Source organism: Paenibacillus sp. FSL L8-0436 (assembly GCF_038593025.1).
In the GTDB taxonomy this organism is placed as follows: Bacteria; Bacillota; Bacilli; order Paenibacillales; family Paenibacillaceae; genus Paenibacillus_AQ.
The window spans coordinates 6,957,860-6,975,074 of the sequence record NZ_CP151955.1 but is presented as its reverse complement, the minus strand read 5'-3'; the positions used below and the strand labels follow the sequence as shown (position 1 = coordinate 6,975,074).

At 53.6% G+C, this 17,215-nt stretch carries 14 protein-coding genes; 6 read left to right on the top strand and 8 right to left on the bottom strand.

Going from position 1 to position 17,215, the window contains the following annotated elements; all coding sequences use genetic code 11:
• Positions 1-8 precede the first annotated feature (8 nt).
• Entirely contained in the window at positions 9-1,376 is a 1,368-nt protein-coding gene (locus tag NSS79_RS32150) for an aspartate aminotransferase family protein (RefSeq protein ID WP_342437525.1), read from the top strand.
• Here NSS79_RS32150 and NSS79_RS32145 read toward each other — a convergent pair.
• On the bottom strand, positions 1,342-3,030 hold the full coding sequence (locus tag NSS79_RS32145; protein ID WP_342437524.1) for a PucR family transcriptional regulator ligand-binding domain-containing protein: 1,689 nt from the start codon (positions 3,028-3,030) through the stop codon (positions 1,342-1,344). The genes NSS79_RS32150 and NSS79_RS32145 overlap by 35 nt on opposite strands.
• Positions 3,031-3,354: 324 nt before the next feature.
• Between NSS79_RS32145 and NSS79_RS32140 the strand changes: the two genes are divergently transcribed.
• The 4 genes from NSS79_RS32140 to NSS79_RS32125 all read left to right on the top strand — a co-directional run bounded on the left by NSS79_RS32140 (position 3,355) and on the right by NSS79_RS32125 (position 7,774).
• A complete protein-coding gene (locus NSS79_RS32140) occupies positions 3,355-4,746 on the top strand; it encodes an NAD(P)-dependent oxidoreductase (protein ID WP_342437523.1) in 1,392 nt (463 codons plus the stop codon).
• Positions 4,747-4,814: 68 nt separating this feature from the next.
• On the top strand, positions 4,815-6,104 hold the full coding sequence (gene preA / locus NSS79_RS32135) for an NAD-dependent dihydropyrimidine dehydrogenase subunit PreA (RefSeq protein ID WP_038597650.1): 1,290 nt from the start codon (positions 4,815-4,817) through the stop codon (positions 6,102-6,104).
• Between the two features lies 1 nt (position 6,105).
• Entirely contained in the window at positions 6,106-7,533 is a 1,428-nt protein-coding gene (gene hydA, locus NSS79_RS32130; RefSeq protein WP_342437522.1) for a dihydropyrimidinase, read from the top strand.
• Between the two features lies 1 nt (position 7,534).
• Positions 7,535-7,774, top strand: coding sequence for a hypothetical protein (locus NSS79_RS32125; protein ID WP_342437521.1), 240 nt, complete (start codon positions 7,535-7,537; stop codon positions 7,772-7,774).
• A gap of 164 nt (positions 7,775-7,938) precedes the next feature.
• Here NSS79_RS32125 and NSS79_RS32120 read toward each other — a convergent pair whose 3' ends face one another.
• A complete protein-coding gene (locus NSS79_RS32120; protein WP_342437520.1) occupies positions 7,939-8,454 on the bottom strand; it encodes a GNAT family N-acetyltransferase in 516 nt (171 codons plus the stop codon).
• A gap of 163 nt (positions 8,455-8,617) precedes the next feature.
• Between NSS79_RS32120 and NSS79_RS32115 the strand changes: the two genes are divergently transcribed.
• On the top strand, positions 8,618-9,262 hold the full coding sequence (locus NSS79_RS32115; RefSeq protein WP_038597638.1) for a TVP38/TMEM64 family protein: 645 nt from the start codon (positions 8,618-8,620) through the stop codon (positions 9,260-9,262).
• Here NSS79_RS32115 and NSS79_RS32110 read toward each other — a convergent pair.
• The 6 genes from NSS79_RS32110 to NSS79_RS32085 all read right to left on the bottom strand — a co-directional run bounded on the left by NSS79_RS32110 (position 9,248) and on the right by NSS79_RS32085 (position 17,127).
• Entirely contained in the window at positions 9,248-10,759 is a 1,512-nt protein-coding gene (locus NSS79_RS32110) for an aminotransferase class V-fold PLP-dependent enzyme (RefSeq protein WP_342437519.1), read from the bottom strand. The two genes, NSS79_RS32115 and NSS79_RS32110, sit on opposite strands and share 15 nt — an antisense overlap.
• Before the next feature lie 176 nt (positions 10,760-10,935).
• A complete protein-coding gene (locus NSS79_RS32105) occupies positions 10,936-11,412 on the bottom strand; it encodes a DsrE/DsrF/DrsH-like family protein (RefSeq protein WP_340896139.1) in 477 nt (158 codons plus the stop codon).
• A gap of 286 nt (positions 11,413-11,698) precedes the next feature.
• Positions 11,699-12,979: a glycoside hydrolase family 27 protein gene (locus NSS79_RS32100; RefSeq protein ID WP_340896142.1), complete on the bottom strand. Its 1,281-nt coding sequence runs from the start codon at positions 12,977-12,979 to the stop codon at positions 11,699-11,701.
• 141 nt (positions 12,980-13,120) lie between these two features.
• A complete protein-coding gene (locus NSS79_RS32095) occupies positions 13,121-14,005 on the bottom strand; it encodes an AraC family transcriptional regulator (protein WP_342437518.1) in 885 nt (294 codons plus the stop codon).
• Between the two features lie 100 nt (positions 14,006-14,105).
• Positions 14,106-16,247 carry an EAL domain-containing protein gene (locus tag NSS79_RS32090; protein WP_342437517.1) on the bottom strand — a complete coding sequence of 714 codons (2,142 nt, stop codon included), beginning with the start codon at positions 16,245-16,247 and terminating at the stop codon, positions 14,106-14,108.
• A gap of 259 nt (positions 16,248-16,506) precedes the next feature.
• Positions 16,507-17,127: an acetate uptake transporter gene (locus NSS79_RS32085; RefSeq protein ID WP_341096967.1), complete on the bottom strand. Its 621-nt coding sequence runs from the start codon at positions 17,125-17,127 to the stop codon at positions 16,507-16,509.
• Positions 17,128-17,215 lie beyond the last annotated feature (88 nt).

The following is a 17,215-nucleotide window of genomic DNA, read 5'->3' as shown; positions in this document are numbered from 1 at the left end:
AGATTGCGGTGCAGAGCCTGGAGAACGAAAGCGAGCTGGCCGTCAAGAAAGATCAGCAGTATCTATGGCATAACATTACCCCTTACAGCGAGAGCCATCCGCCGATGATCGCGGCGACGGCAAGCGGATCATGGGTTACCGATATTGACGGGAATAAATTTCTGGACGGGATGTCCGGGCTGTGGTGCGTCAATGTCGGATATGGGCGCAAGGAGCTGGCCGATGCGGCCTATCAGCAGCTGCTCACCCTGCCTTATTTTCCGCTCACGCAGAGCCATAGGCCGGCTATCGCGCTTGCCGAGAAGTTGAATGAATGGCTGGGCGGCGACTATGTCATTTTCTTCTCCAACAGCGGATCGGAAGCGAACGAAGCGGCCTTCAAAATGGCCCGCCAATACCAGCAGCAAATCGGCCAGCATTACCGGCATAAATTCATTGCCCGCTACCGCGGTTATCATGGCAGCTCGCTCGGCGCCCTGTCAGCGACCGGCCAGGCGCAACGCAAATATAAATATGAGCCGCTGACCGGCGGATTCCTCCATGTGGCACCGCCCGACAGCTACCGCCGTCCTGACGGCATGACTGTGGAGGCATTCAATCTCCAGTGTGCGCAGGCCATTGAGGATACGATTGTCTGGGAGGGAGCAGAGACGGTTGCGGCGGTAATTATGGAGCCGGTAATTACCGGAGGCGGAGTCATTGTGCCGCATCAGATGTATATGAACCGGGTGCAGGAAATCTGCCGCAAGCATGGGGTGCTGCTGATTATTGATGAGGTCATCTGCGGCTTCGGGCGTTCCGGCCGCAACTTCGGCCATCACAATTTCGGCATCAAACCTGATATAGTGACGATGGCCAAAGGGCTGACCAGCGCCTATCTTCCGCTGTCGGCAACGGCGGTGCGCAAGGATATTTATGAGGTCTTTAAGGACAACAGTGATGATTACGGATATTTCCGCCATGTGAATACGTTCGGCGGCAATCCTGCGGCCTGTGCGCTTGCGCTGCGTAACCTGGAGATTCTGGAGCAGGAGCATTTGGTGGAGCGTGCTGAAATCCTCGGGCAAAGGCTGGCAGGTGCATTCTCCGGGCTGCGGGATCACAAGCTGGTAGGAGATGTCCGCAGCTTTGGACTGGTCATCGGCATTGAGCTGGTGGCAGATAAAGCCACCAAGCAGCCTGCCGATCTGGCTGTCGTCAAAGGCATTATTGCCGAATGCAAATCCAAAGGGCTGATCATCGGCAAAAACGGAGATACGGTGGCAGGATTCAATAATGTGCTTACCTTTGCTCCACCGTTATCCTCCACCGATGAGGATGTGCAGTTTATAATCGACACGTTCAAAGCTGTGCTGAACGGGAGCTGGGCAGAGTGAATTTCTCCGGATACAGGAACTGGTAGGCACGCAGGGCGACCTGGATGGAGATGCGGTTCTCCGGCAGCATGAAGTCTTCGCCCAGCAGTTCGGTGATTTTGTCCAGCCGGTAATAGAGCGACTGTCTGACGATGAATAAATTGCGGGCGGCGATTTGCTTGGAGCCGTCGTGGTCGAGATAGACGCGCAGCGTCAGCAGGAGTTCGCTCCCTTTAGACTGGTCGTGATCGATCAGCGGGCCGAGATAGCTGCGGATGAAATTCTCCAGCGTCTTGCCGTCATTCAGGTTCAGCAGCAGCTGGAATACGCCGAGCTCTTCGTAGAACAACACAGGCTTCTGGTAACAAGTATAGAGAGACAGCGCTTGTACGGCTTCCTGATAACCGGCATAGGCATGTTTCAGGCCCCTGTGGGACTTGCTGACTCCAATAACGAGCTGCAGGTCCTTCAATTTCTCGTCGGAGCGGATATGCAGCAGGGAATCAAGCGCCTGCTGCAGCCGCAGCTTGCCCGGCAGCTTGGACTGGATATCGAGCGCGATGACAGTGAGCCGGTTGTTCTTGAGTGTGATCAGCGGGCGCAGCGAGTATTTCTCGAAGATGGAGCGGAGAATGAGCGACAGATGGAAGGTGATGGATTCCCAATCATTCTCCGAGCTGTTCCATTTAACATCACGGGGATTCTCGATTTCAATCAGGCATACGCGGTACGGCAGCTCATTCACGACATTGAAGTCGGGGCCCGCCAGTCCCTTGAGCCGGTTGTCATCCTGGGTGCGGCCGCTGATCAGCTCATCCACCCACAGGTTCTCGGAGAACAGCTTACGTTCCTCCATATACCGTGTGCGCAGCAGCTCCTGGGCGATCGACAGGGAGGCGGAATCCAGCAGCAGGCAGTCGAACTCCTGGGGTTTATGGCTGCTGACCATCAGGATATAAGCCCAGGTTTGGTCGAGCGCGCCCACCGGCTTCAGCGCGATCAGCTTGTGGCCGAATTCGCGGATGTAAGGTGCGGCATCGGGCTGTACGCCCTCCATCTCCTCGCTGAAGGCTTCGAAGAACTGAAGCAATGGGGCCTGATCCTCGGGCGGCAGCGCCGGGAAGAACAGGGGTTTGCCCTGCAGCTGCATATATACAATTTGCGTGCGGGTGCTTTTACATAATAGCTGCAGAACCTTAAGGGTCCCTTGGGAAGTCAGCGTCAGACGGTGGAATTCACGGGAGATGCTCTCCAGCTCCTGCAGCATGCGGTGATGGCGGTTGATGATGAGGGAATGCAGATCAAGCGTGATATCCACGAAACGTACCGTACGGGTGAAGATAATCAGAGGGAAATCGTGGCTGTTCGCCAGGTCGATCATCTCCTGGGGGATTTTGCAGAAATACTCTCCCAGCTCGATGCACAAACAGGCGGCATTCTTATCGATCAAATTGTGCATAAACGATAAGGAGGAAGGCAAATCAACACTTACACCCATCCCCGTAGTCAATATCATCTCTTCCCCGTGGATCAGCCTTTCAAAACTGGCGCTTTCCAGTACATGCACCCAGCGAATCGCCCGGTTCAGGCCGTTTTTTCCGCCGATAAGCTCCGCTTCCGCAAACAGCGGTCTTTTCAGCGCATCGCGGACCGTAAATACAAGTTCCCAATCCATAAGCTTCCCCCTCGCTATGTCGTCAGGCAGGTAAAAAATACACTTTTGAAATTAGACAATGTGTCTAATGTAACGAAAAATCAAAATGACTATAGTTTGAATATAATATGTGAGGAAATATAACTCGTTCAGAAAGAAAATAGAATGGATTCTTTGGTTTATTGTCCATTTTACTACATTAAGCCTGATAAGTAAGTAAAATATTAAGGAGATCATTGGAATAGTGTTATATTATATAACACAAAGATGATTTCGATGATGAAAATGTGATTTTTTATTCGGCAATGCCTGGGAACACCACTCGTCCAGAAGGAGGGAGATCTGATGGAGCATTCTTCTCCGTTAACCACGTTTACGCCTGATATGTTCATGCGCAACTTCGCCGAGGCTGAGCCGGGTTTAACCCGCAAAGGTGCAATCGAAGAATCCAACCGTTGTCTGTATTGTTATGACGCCCCCTGTATTAAAGCCTGCCCGACCAGCATTAATATTCCTTCCTTTATTAAGCGGATCGCCACCGATAATTTAAAAGGTTCAGCGCAGACGATCATGGACTCCAATCCTGTAGGCGCGAGTTGCGCCCGTGTCTGTCCAACTGAGGAGTTGTGCGAAGGCGCATGCGTTCTGAATGATGCTTCGGCACCAATCCAGATCGGACTGCTGCAGCGTTATGCCACGGACTGGGCTATAAACAGCGGTGTTCAGTTATTCAAAGCCGGTGCTCCTAATGACAAAAAGGTCGCTGTCATCGGGAGCGGTCCTGCCGGGCTGTCTGCGGCTAGAGAGCTGGCGCGTGAAGGCTTCCAGGTGGTGATCTATGAGGCGAAGCCGCTCGCCGGCGGGTTGGATACACATGGGATTGTCTCTTTCCGGCTGCCGCAGTCCATATCGCTGTGGGAAGTGGAGCAGGTGGAGCAGCTGGGCGTGGAGATCCGCACCGGAACGAAGGTTGGCGTTGACGTATCCGTGGAAGAGCTGAAGGCGGAGTATGATGCCATTGTGCTGGCTGCAGGGATGGGGTATGTTCCTCCGCTTGGCATTGAAGGTGAGAAGCTGTCCGGGGTATACGATGCAATAGAGCTGGTGGAAACCACCAAGACAGGCATTCCGACACTGGAGCTGATGGGCCAGCGCGTCGCTGTCATCGGCGCAGGCAATACGGCCATTGATGCGGCAACCTGCTCGGTGCGGCTGGGGGCATCGAATGTGAAGATGGTCTACCGCCGTACACGCTCGGAGATGACGGCCTACGATTTCGAATATGAATTTGCCAAGCAGGAAGGTGTGGAATTTAACTGGCTGACTTTGCCGAAGCGTATTGTCGGGGACGAGCTCGGCAATGTTACGGCACTGGAGTGCGTGCAGATGAAGCTGACCGGGGAGACCGGCAAAGACGGCCGCCTTGCGCCGATGCCTGTTGAGGGCTCTGAATTCCTGATACCGGTGGATGCGGTTGTGGTGGCGATCGGACAGAAGCGGCGGCTGGACCTGATTGAAGCGCTCGGTCTTGAGCACAACTATGGGGTTGTCAAAATTGATGAGAAGACCGGACGGACGTCCGATCCGCAGATTTATGCCGCCGGTGATATTGTGTTTGGTTCCGGCAAAGGCGAAGCGATGGTCGTATCCGCCGCCCAGCAGGGCAAAGATGCTGCTTATGCCATTGTGAAGCAATTGTTGGGCCTGCAGGAAAGCGTGGCAGGTTCTGCTGTCTAAACGGGGAGTGCCAAGCAATACAAGACCGGCGGCTTCAACCGGACTTTATATGACAGGGAGGGAATACAATGGCAGATTTGAGTATTGATCTTGCAGGCATCAAGTCACCTAATCCATTCTGGCTGGCGTCTGCGCCGCCCACCAATACAGGTTATCAAGTGCAGCGGGCGTTCGAGGCCGGCTGGGGAGGGGCGGTGTGGAAGACACTCGGTGATCCGATTATTAACACCTCCTCCCGGTTTGCGGCCGTGCATTTCAACGGTCAGCGTGTGGCGGGCTTCAACAATATCGAGCTGATTACGGACCGCCCGCTTGAGGTGAACCTGAAGGAGATCTATGAAACGAAGAAAAAGTTTCCGGGTCATGCGATTATTGCCTCCCTGATGGTCGAACCGAGGCAGGACAAATGGCATGAAATCGTCAAACGGGTAGAGGCTGTCGGCGTAGACGGCCTGGAGCTTAACTTTGGCTGCCCGCACGGGATGGCGGAACGCGGCATGGGCGCAGCCTCCGGCCAGCAGCCTGACCTCGTACAGGCGCAGACGACCTGGGTCAAAGAAGTCGCAACCACGCCGGTCATTGTGAAACTGACCCCGAATATAACGGATATTACAGTCGTTGCCCGCCATGCCGTCAAAGGCGGCGCCGATGCGATCAGCCTGATTAATACGATCAACAGCCTGGCCGGCGTGGACATTCACAGCTGGAACACGATTCCGAATGTGGGCGGGCAAGGCGCGCATGGCGGTTATTGCGGCCCGGCAGTGAAGCCGATTGCGCTCAGCATGGTGGCCGAATGCGCCCGCGACCGCGGGGTTGGCGTGCCGATCTCCGGAATTGGCGGCATCTCCACCTGGCAGGATGTGGTCGAGTTCATGCTGATGGGCTCCACTGGCATTCAGGTCTGCACGGCAGTCATGCATCACGGCTTCCGGATCGTTGAGGAAATGATCGACGGCCTGAACAATTATCTGGATGATAAAGGGCTGGCTTCGGTCACTGAGCTGATCGGTAAATCGGTGTCTAAGTACTCCAATTGGGGTGATCTGGACCTCAACTATAAAGTCGTTGCACGGATTAACGAGGAGAACTGCATCAACTGCAACAAATGCCATATTGCCTGTGAGGATGCTTCGCATCAATGTATCGACATGTTAACGGATGCCGCAGGAAAGGCGATTCTGCAAGTGCGTGAAGAAGACTGTGTGGGCTGCAATCTGTGCTCCATTGTCTGCCCGGCAGACGGAGCCATTGATATGGTTGCCCTGGACAGCGGCGCGGCGCCTCTAACCTGGAATCAGCGTCAGAAGGTCATCAGCGGCTTGAACGGCTCGTATTCAGAAGCGGAGGTGGTCTAGCATGAAGAAGATAATCAAAAATGGCATTATCGTTACCGCAGCGGATACTTATACGGGAGATGTGCTGTTTGAGGACGGCATTATTACCGGAATAGGGCTGAATCTGGAAGCGCCGGGTGCGGAGATTATTGACGCTTCCGGCTGTTATGTCTTTCCGGGAGGGATAGATCCCCATACACATCTGGATATGCCTTTCGGGGGAACCGTGACGGCTGATGACTTCGAGACCGGCACGATTGCCGCCGCCTATGGCGGAACGACAACAGTCATCGACTTCTGCTTGACGACCAAAGGCCAGTCGCTTCAGCAGGCTGTCGATACCTGGCATAACAAATCACAGGATAAAGCGGTGATTGATTACAGCTTTCATCTGATGGTTTCGGAGCTGAATGACAAGGTGCTGGGCGAGCTGCCGCAAATTATTGAAGACGAAGGCATCACTTCGCTGAAGGTGTTCATGGCCTACAAGAACACTTTTCAGGCCGATGACGGCGTGCTGTACAAGACTTTGCAGGCGGCCAAGCGGGAAGGCGCACTCGTTATGGTCCATGCCGAGAACGGCGATGTGATCGAATATCTGGTGGAGCAGGCTCTGGCTGCAGGCAACACCGATCCGATCTACCATGCGCTGACCCGCCCCCCGGAGCTGGAGGGCGAAGCCACGGGCCGGGCCGCTTACCTGACGGAGCTGGCCGATTCGCAGCTGTATGTCGTACATGTCACCTGCGCTGAAGCGGCCTGGAAGATTGCCGAAGCCCGCAAGAAGGGGCTGCGTGTCTACGGTGAAACCTGCCCGCAATATCTGGTGCTGGATCAGACCGCGCTTGCGAAGCCTGATTTTGAAGGCGCCAAATATGTCTGGTCCCCGCCGCTGCGTGAGCAGTGGAACCAGGAGGTGCTGTGGGATGCGCTGTGGAGCGGCACGCTGCAAACGATCGGTTCCGATCAGTGCTCCTTTGACTTCAAGGGGCAGAAGGATCTGGGTCTGGGCGACTTCTCCAAGATCCCGAACGGCGGGCCGACAATTGAAGACCGGTTCAGCCTGCTCTACTCCGAAGGGGTGCAGAAGGGGCGGATTTCGCTTAATAAATTTGTGGATATCATCTCGACCTCCAGCGCCAAGCTGTTCGGCCTATTTCCGCAAAAGGGCACCATAGCTGTGGGCAGCGATGCAGACATCGTGATTTTCGACCCGTCGGTGGAAAGAACATTGTCTGCTGAAACCCATCATATGAACGTCGATTACAACGCGTTTGAAGGCTTTGAGATTAAAGGCGAACCGGTATCTGTACTCAGCCGGGGTGAATTCGTGATCCGCGACAAGCAGTTTGTCGGGCGGGCGGGTTCCGGCAAATACCTGCACCGCAAACGGTTTGCAGCAGAAGCGCCGCGTCCGGCCAAAGCGGAAATCAGCGGAGGAGTGGTCTGAGATGTCTGCATTTGATGAGTTTGACCAAGAGCGGCAGGAGATTGACGCTTTGCTGCTGCAAGGCTACTCCATCGTCAGTATTGAAGAGGATTTGGACGGTGCCAGGGTAAAATTTATTCACAGCGGGCAGGGCCGGGTGCCGGTGGAGCTGGAGCTGTTGACGGCGGATGCGCGCAAGCATGTGACGACGGCGGTTTTATCGGGTCGGAGACCGGCCACCCCCATAGAAACGCATACGTAAGGCGCGACAATTCTAAGATACAGGGTCCGCGTGTCAAAAAAACTGCCGGTAGGCCAAGAAACAATTGGCTCCTATCTGGCAGTCTTTTTTGTGCAGTCCGGCAAATTTATGTAGAGAACTTGCCCTGCTAAAGGGCGCTGCAGAGGGAAGTGGCGCCAAGAAGACTATGCCTGCAGCGATAGCTTGTCCAAATACTCGGACCGCAGAATCGACATGATGTGCAGCGACTCAAAAGAATCCCCAGTCTTTACACATTCCCTAAGGGTGCCTTCCAGTGTGAACCCTGCACCTTCATAGACATGACGGGCTCTGGAGTTATGTTCTTTAACGTCCAGCCACAGCCGGTGGGTTTCGGTTTGGGCGAAGATCCAATCCGTCAGCAGGGAGAGGGTTGTTTTTCCGTAGCCTCGTTCCTTGGCCTGTATGACAAGCCGCTTAATACAGACACTAAGATTAGGGTCCTGCAGCCCCGTTATAATCACATAGCCTGCTTGTTCCCCGGACTTATCCTGGGTGATGAGATGCAGAATGTCCCCGTCCTGTAGTGCTGCATCATGCTGTTCCCTGCTCCATTGTCCGATAAAGCGGCGATTAGATTCGGCCTGCTCGGCAGCCAGGACAAAATCCAAATCTTGAAGCACAGTTTTCCGTATATCCAGCAGTCCGGATGGTATTAACATGAATCTCTCCCCTTTACATGGATAATCATAGCAACATAGTACAAGAAGAACAGGATGCTGCCAACAGAAAAGGCCATCCTGCGCCAATGTATTGTATAATTGAGGCTCGGCGCCATAAATTAATCAGATTCAAATTTAGCAAGGATGAGGAGTGCGGGAGGGTATGTACTTTCTGGATACGGTATCATGGCTGACAGAGGAACGTCTGCGGCTGTTGCTGGAGCAGTACCGCTCGCTCGGGCCGCTGCCCGGGATCGGGCTGACTTTTATGAAATCTTTTGTACCGCCGCTGCCTACGATTGCGATTGTGGGATTAAACGGTGCGGTTTATGGCTTATGGCTCGGATTTCTGTATTCCTGGATCGGGCTGGTTGCCGGTTGTGTGACCACGTTTATGATTATCCGCAAAATTGCGTCCCACCGCTATCTGCGGAAGTGGGCGCAGCGGCCAAAAGTAGCGAGAAGCATGACGTGGGTCCGCCAGAGCGGTTTCAGTTATGTCTTTCTGCTCAGTATATTTCCGGTAGGGCCTTTTGTGGTCATCAATATGGCAGCCGGGCTTGCCGGCATGCGCCTGCGGTCTTATCTGCTCGCTTTGTGTGCAGGCAAAGCCATCATGGTGTTTGCAGTTTCCTATATCGGAAATGACTTGGATCGGTTTATCCGCAATCCGTGGGAGATTATCTATGTGCTGCTGTTCATCGGTGTTTCCTTATGGTGCGTCAAGGCCATAGAGGCCCGGTTTGCCCGGGCGGCGCGGGAACAGGAGAAGCCGCTTGCCGCGGGGAATTCTTCACACCACGAATAGTCCGCTGATGTCGGCATCGGTCTCATGGTTTCCGCTGAGATGAACCCAGCTGTTTGTAGAGGCGTTATAGCAGTAATCCTGTCTCCATTCCTCTATATGGCGGACAATGCTCCGCACTGCAGAGATGATCGTTTGGACTTCGCGGTCTGTCATGATGGGGTGCAGTGAAAGGCGGATCCAACCCGGCTTCAAAGACTGGTCTCCGGCCTGAATCGCCTGAATGAAATGCTGGGAATGCTTGGCGTCAAGTCCAAGCAGATAATGTCCATAGGGGCCGGCGCAGGAGCAGCCTCCGCGGGCCTGAATGCCAAAACGGTCATTCAGCAGCTTAACGGCCAGGTTGTAATGGATGTCCTTCAAGATAAAGGATACGATGCCGTGGCGTTTGGTATGCTCACCCGCCAGGATGTAACATCCGGGGATTCCGGCAAGCCCGGTCAGAAGCTGGCTGCACAGTTCCTGTTCCCTCCGCATCATGAACTGCCTGTCGCCATTCATCTTCTCCTTCAGTTTCAGGCAGAGCGCTGTGCGGAAGGCCTGCAGGAACCCCGGTGTTCCACCATCCTCGCGGACCTCCACTTCATCTATGTAGCGGCGTCCGCCCCAGGGATTAACCCAGACCACCGTGCCGCCGCCGGGCTCATCCGGGAGCTGGCCCCTGCAAAGCGCGGTATCGAATACCAGCACCCCGCTTGAACCGGGGCCTCCAAGGAATTTATGGGGAGAGAAGAAGATGGCATCGAGCCTCTCCAGCGGGGAGGCGGGATGCATGTCGATCTCTTCATAAGCCGCGCTGGCGGCAAAATCGACAAAACAGAGGCCTCCGTGCCGGTGCATCACCGCAGCGAGCTTGTGGTACGGGGTCTGTATGCCGGTTACGTTGGAGCAGGCGGTAAAGGAGCCGATCTTGAAGCGGCGGTTCCGGTAGCGGATCAGTAGCTCCTCTAGTTCCCGGAGGTCCATGCTTCCATCCGCCCCGGCCGGTACGGTGACCACGTCGCCGATGCCCTCCTGCCAAGGCAGCAGGTTGGAATGATGCTCCATGTGGCTGATGAAGATAACCGGGCGTTCCTCTGGAAGACAAAGGTAATGATCCCGCATCCATTCTGGCAGCTTTAGGCCCATTAGCCGGAGCAGCTTGTTCACTGCTCCGGTTGTGCCGTTGCCGCAGAAGAGCAGGGCGTCTCCCGGCCCGGCATGAACATGCCGCTTAATGATGTTCTGCGCCTCGGCATAGGCCAGTGTTATAGTTAAACCGGTCGTATTGGACTCGGTATGCGGATTGCTGACATAGGGGCCGAACGTCTCCTGCATTTTGCGCTCAATCGGCTCATACAAGCGCCCGCTGGCGGTCCAGTCGGCATACAGCAGCGGCTGCCGTCCATAAGGCGTGGAGATAGAATGCCGGTTGCCGATGGTATGCTCGCGAAACGTTGCGAAATGCTCTTGCAGTGAAGCGGGCTCCTCCGCAGAAGAAGCGTGGTTGATGCTCAGCACAGACAATCCCTCCAGCCCGGTTATTTCTCGCAAGATACGGATCACGCCCTCTTACAAAGGACGGCACGGCCGTTTCTTCTTGCTAATTAAGAGTGGGGTTATATTCCCAGGCTCAGTATATGCCCGGTGGAGGCAATGGGTTAAAGCCTATTGTCTGCATTCATTGAGGAACTCCTCTAAATAAATAGCTGCATGTCGCTTTCCAGCGCATCCTTCAGATAGGTGGCCGCATCAATGATCTCCACCTCGGGCAGAAACTCCTCCGGCTTAAAGCCCATGATCTCTACGGACAGCTTGCAGGCGTAGAACTTAATGTTTTTTTTGCGGGCGCCCTTGAGAAAATGAATCAGCTTCGGCGCGCCCTGATCCTCCATCATTTCCTCCAGCATCATCCGTCCAAGGCCGCTGAAGTTCATCCGCGAAAGCGGGAGGTGCTGTGGTCCCTTCGGTGTAATGACATCCATCAGCTTTTCATAAATTGTCTTATCCTCGAGTGTCATCTTCTCCGGGTCGCGGACCAGGAAAAGGCCCCAAAAGGCGAAAAACATTGTGACCTCAACCTCAATATCCCTTGCGGCATTGGCCAGGATCAACCCGGCCATCGCTTTGTCATATTCCCCGCTGAACATCAGCAGATTCATCTTTTTGTCCATCGCTGCATTCCTCCGTCACTTCATAGAATGACCTTAGTATGGTTACCGCGAGGAGAAGTATGCCTGCTGTCACAGGATGTTCCAAATGCCGCTAGGCGTGTAGGGGATTGACTCGATTGGATCTATCCTGTGACTGTCCTGCGAGGGGATGTGCTATGGCTGGTTGGATTTCCCGGCATATATCCGCAGGAAAACGGCAGGCCCGTTAATCCGGGTCTGCCGTAAGATGAATCACTTGGTTCATTCAACTGTTATTCCATCCTGCCCGTGATCGCTGTAGCGGGAGCTACGCCAGACGATACAGTACTGCGCCATGCGGAGCAATCTCGCAAGCGAGCTCGTCTTGCACGGGGCTAACCTCCGCCCCGCTCCAAAGCTCCTTGGCAGTGACTGGTCTCTCAAGGCCCAGCTCCGCGAGAGTTACGCTGACCTTCTGGGTATTTTCACCGGTATTAAACATCGCGGCATAGCGGCACCCGGAGTCTCCTTCCGCCGTCCAGACCACGCGGTCTCCTGCCCGGCTGATGAGGCGTGCGCCGTTGCTGCTGCGGTGCATCTCCAGTACATCTGGGTTGGTCAGCAAGGAAAGGGTCCAAACGTCGTTATCGCGAAGTTCGCCGCCGAAGAACAGGGGCGAGCGGAAGATGCTCCACAAGGTCATCATGGTGACCTGCTCATCCGGCGTGAAGCGAGTCCAGCGGTCAGCGCCGCCGCCGTCTACGGAGCGGATGCCGATATGGCCCAGCGGCAGCATGTCGCAATCCGGCCAGCTGCCGGCTTCGGCTTTGCCTGCCCACGCCTCACAGCGGTCAAACATATCCAGGAGCAGGTCCCAATGATCCCAGAAGTCATCGGTGATCCGCCACATATTGGCGTGTTGGCCGAGGAAATCTCCATAAGAAACCGGTGCCGGTCCCGGGGAGAGGCTTAGGACCATCGGGCGTCCGCAGTGCCGGATCGCATTCTGGATCAGCTCAATCTCGGGCTGGTGTGTATCGTACAGTCTGGACGCAGCAATATCATCCACCTTCACAAAGTCTACGCCCCATTCGGCATACAGCTCAAAGAGGGAATTGTAGTACGCCTGCGCGCCTTCCTTGGCAGCATCAACCCCATACATATCGGTGTTCCAGGGACAGATGGAGTTGGGGTGGGCGATGTCACGGGCGGTCGCTGTTGAACCTTTGACCGGGGTGGCGGCATGCGCCGCCTGTCTTGGAATTCCGCGCATCAGATGAATGCCGAATTTAAGGCCCAGACTGTGTACATAATCAGACAAAGGGAGAAACCCCTTGCCGCCTTCTGCCGAGGGGAAACGGTTCACTGCCGGCATCAGCCGGGAATATTCGTCCATTTCCAGCGGAACAAAAGGACGGTACTGTGAAGAAATTGCCCCCGGCTCATACCACTGAATATCCACAACAACATATTCCCAGCCGAAAGACTTCAGGTTCGCCGCCATATATTCAGCATTTCCGCGGATTTCCTGTTCCGTAACTGCAGCTCCATAGCAATCCCAGCTGTTCCAGCCCATAGGCGGTGTTTTCGCATACTGTAAGTGACTCATTATGATGATCTCGCTCCTTAACCCCCCGGAAGGGGTTGTAGAATAAACTTGCTCTAATAGAGACATCATAAAACACTTTCAAAACCCATTTCTACAGTAAAATAGTTGTCTCGATAGCACAAAATTGCGCATGTCGGGAATTTAGCTGAAGAACAAACGGTTATACTGGAGACTGCCGTTTCCGGTGCGGAAATTGCCAGGCGTTTGTCCCGTCAGCTTGTGAAACACTTTGATGAAATAGCTTCCGGTGGAATATCCGACCTGAACCGCGATGGCCTCAATGCTGTGGTCTGTCGTCCGCAGCAGGTCCACCGCCCGCTCGATGCGGATGCGGTTCAGGTATTCATTGGGTGTTACACCGACATATTTGCTGAATGTCCGCAGCAGATGGAATTTGGAAAGTCCGAGCTTCTCCGCAAGCTCTTCCTGGCCAATCATGGAGTTGTAATGGCCTTCGATAAAATTAACGGCATCCCTAATCGCCACCGGCCATTCCGTTTCATGGCGCGGACCGCTGGAGGACAGTCTGCCGAGCTCCATCATGAATTGATACAGCAGCGAGGAGGCAATGTAAGGATCGGTGATTTTTCCGCTATGGGCTTCCCGGGTAATATCCCGCAGCATGCGGATGGGCAGGCTTCCCGCGTCGATGACCGGAGCCGGACCGAGCTTGGCCTTGATCTCCTCCCAGAGGGGCTGTACCAGCTGCGGTCTGAAGAGCAGGAAATAAAACTCCCACGGCTGGGAACCGCCGGGATAATAATAGCTGTGGCTGCTGGGGATTTCCGCTAGAAATGCCCGCCCGGAGCTGATTTTGAAGCTCTCGTGTTCCGTGCTGAATACCCCTGCGCCATCCATTGTATATTGGAAAAGTAACAGGGGTCCGTCACGGCGCTCCATTCCATTCCAGTGGTAAGAAGCATCACTCACAATCTCATGCCCGACTGCAAAGAGGTTGCAGAGCGGCAGCTGCTCCGGCTCGCTAAAGCGGAAGCCATACACCCCTAAGGCTTTTTCGTTTTTCACAGAATCCCACCTCCGGTAGTGCTTACTTATTATATATAGTACAGAAAAAGCTCCCCGAAGGGAGCCTAAGATATGCGGTGCTGTATCTTCCCGGGCAACGTCAGGAAGCAAGCTTGAAGATCTCATCCGCAGGAAGCGGAGGGAAATAAAGAAATCCCTGGATATAAGGGCAGTTATGCTTAATCAGGAACTGGGCCTGTTCAGGCGTCTCTACGCCTTCCGCAATCAGGTCATAACCAAGCTGGGAGGCGACATAAACAATTGACTTAATAATCGTCTCATCAATGGAGCTGACACCAATGCCGGTGATGAAGGTGCGGTCAATCTTGATCTTGTTGACAGGAAAATGCTTCAAATAGTTCAGTGAAGAATATTTGGTGCCAAAGTCGTCAATCGAAACGACAATCCCATGGTCGCGCATCTGCTGCAGCAGCGGATAATGCTCCTCCAGCAGGGCGGTGCTTTCCGTGATCTCGAATTCCAGCATATTTGTCTCCAGCCCATATTGCTCAAGCGCGCCAAGCAGGTTCTCTATCAGATTCCGGTTATAGAACCAGCTGTTGGAGATGTTGATGGATGTCCGCAGCAGCGGCATGCCCATCGTCCTCCATTCGCAGAGCTGGCGGCATACTTCCTGCAGTACCCAGTCGGTGAGCTGAATCATTAGCCCGGCGTCTTCCACGGCAGTGATGAAAGCCCCGGGCCCGATCAGCCCCTTCTCCGGATGATTCCAGCGGACCAAGGCCTCCATGCCAACCATTTGGCCGGTCACGGCATTGATCTGCGGCTGATAATGGAGCACAAATTCTTCACGCTCCAGCGCGGAATGCAGGTACTTGGAGATCATCGTCTTCTGCTCCAGCTTTTCGCGCAGCTCCCAGTCGAACACAAAATAATTGCTGTCTTCCTGCGACTTTGCCTGATACATAGACATGTCGGCGAATTTCAGCAAATCCTCCTTGTGGAGGGAATGCTCCGGATAAAGAGAGATTCCTATACTGGTCGATAGACTTAAATATGCCCCGGCAATCAGCAGTGTTTCCGAGATCAGCAGGCTGATATGCCCGGCAATTTCCGGGATCTGCTCCCGCGGCAAATCAGAGAAGATCATCACGAATTCATCGCCGCCGGTACGCGCGAACAGCTTAAAGGGCAGACCGCTGTCCTTCAGCCGGCTGGCCAGTGTCTTGATGACCTGATCGCCCGTGGAGTGGCCGAGGGTATCGTTGATCTCCTTAAACCGGTTCAGGTCAAAAAAGAACAGCGTATAGGTCTGCGTAGGCTCGGCACATTGCAGCAGCCGTCCGAATTCATCCATGAAGTAACGCCGGTTCGGAATTTCCGTCAAACTGTCGTAATGGGCAAGTTTTTCATACCGCCGTTTGGATATTCGGAGATCCCGGGTGCGGATACTGACCACGCGTTCCAGTTCACGGTTGAACCGGCCCTGATGCCAGAAGATATAGAGAATAAAGGCCATAACGAGCAGAAAGGAAATGTCGATCCACAGGATGCTGCGGAAGATCTCCCATTTCTTGTGCGAAGAAAAAGGGATTCCCATCAGCCAATGCTGATTTTTAATTTCAATGGGGACCGTGACCTGCTCTTCGTTCCCGTGGGCTTGATTGCCAAACAAAAAGGAATGATCTTCATCTGTTACGTACATGGGGGAGTCTTTAAGCAGCAGCTGGTTCTCAATATCATCGATCTTCAGTGTGACGGAAACGATGCCGGAGAATGAGTTGCCGTTATATATAGCTTGCCTGATCACCATGCCGGGGGTGCCCTGGGCAAGTGTCCGGGGACCGTCCACCGTAATGCCCCGGGAAGTGATCGTTTCTTGAATCAAACCGGGCGAGGACAAATCGGGATCGAGCAGGAGACTTTTATTAAGAATCGCTGTATTGCCTGAGAGAGGATAGAGATAACGGATGAGGCCGTCCGGAGCGATCATAATATTCATAATATTGCTTGAATTGTTATAAGCCTTCATTAAATACTGATTAATAAGAGCTGGCTCAGCATCAAAGCCGACCGTTTGAATAAAAGAGCTAACACCTTTGACAATCGAAATCTTCTCTTCAATGTTCGATGATAACATGACTGCCTTTGAGGACAAGTCGGCTTTTTCAGCCCGGTATTCCCGGTTCACTGATAAGGAGTAATAATAGAACAGAGAGAGCTGCAGCACGACTAAGAAGCCGAGGATGATCGTTAAAGGCTTTTTATTAAAGAAAGCCATGGAATGCCTCCGATACCCGAAATTCAACATTATATATATAATTCATTAGAAGCTGTTCCAGCACCGTAGAAAAATGTCGATATATGTCGTGGGTGTTTCTTTAGCATGTCATTTTTATCGCCTTTGTGCAAGGGAAAACCTAACAAGAACCCTATAAAATCCAAAACGGATAAATACATTCCGCCTAAAGGCAGCCTGTATTTATCCGTTGCTCTAGAAATGAGTACATTATGGACTTTGTGCAAGTGAAGAGAGGAGATTATTTCTTGAAAATACCCAGCGGTGCACCGATTGGCAGGAACGTGCGGCCGAAATGAGCGTTGAGCACAGATGCGCCGCAGCCGTACAGTGATACGATACCGATGGCCAGTTCCGATACGGCAGCCAGCTTGTGGAAGAATTCCGCAGCCACTCCGAACGCATCAAAGGTCAAGCCGAGGAACAGGAAATCGATCAGTATAAAAATAACAAGCAGCACTCTATTGGCTTCCACAGCGCCGAGGGTCATGAACAGCGTGAAGACCAAATAACCCGCAAAAACAAAGCCGAGCTGCTTGGGATCAACGCCTTCCGCCAGAACGGTACCGAATACACCCAGCTTGATCAGCCAGCTTCCGGCCATACCGAACCAGAAGAACGCATAAGCGCCAAAAGCGGTCATCCCGAAGGTGTTGTTGTGTTTGGCATCCTGGATAGAAGCGAACAGCTGGGCGAAGGCTCCGAGGAATATAGCCCATGGAATACAGTAGCTGAGACCTGTTGTAATTTCGAGCTTTTGTGAAGAAGCGACCAAGGTGACGATAGCCAATCCGAACAAGCCGATGGCGCTGGGGTCGGCAGTGACGATTTTGACGGATTGTGTTTGCGGTTGCGCTGACATAGCAATTAAAGCCTCCAATTTTCATAAGTGTTCGCATAGGATCACAGCACCCGGAAATGGGTGCTGTGATCAGCTTGCCTATCATATC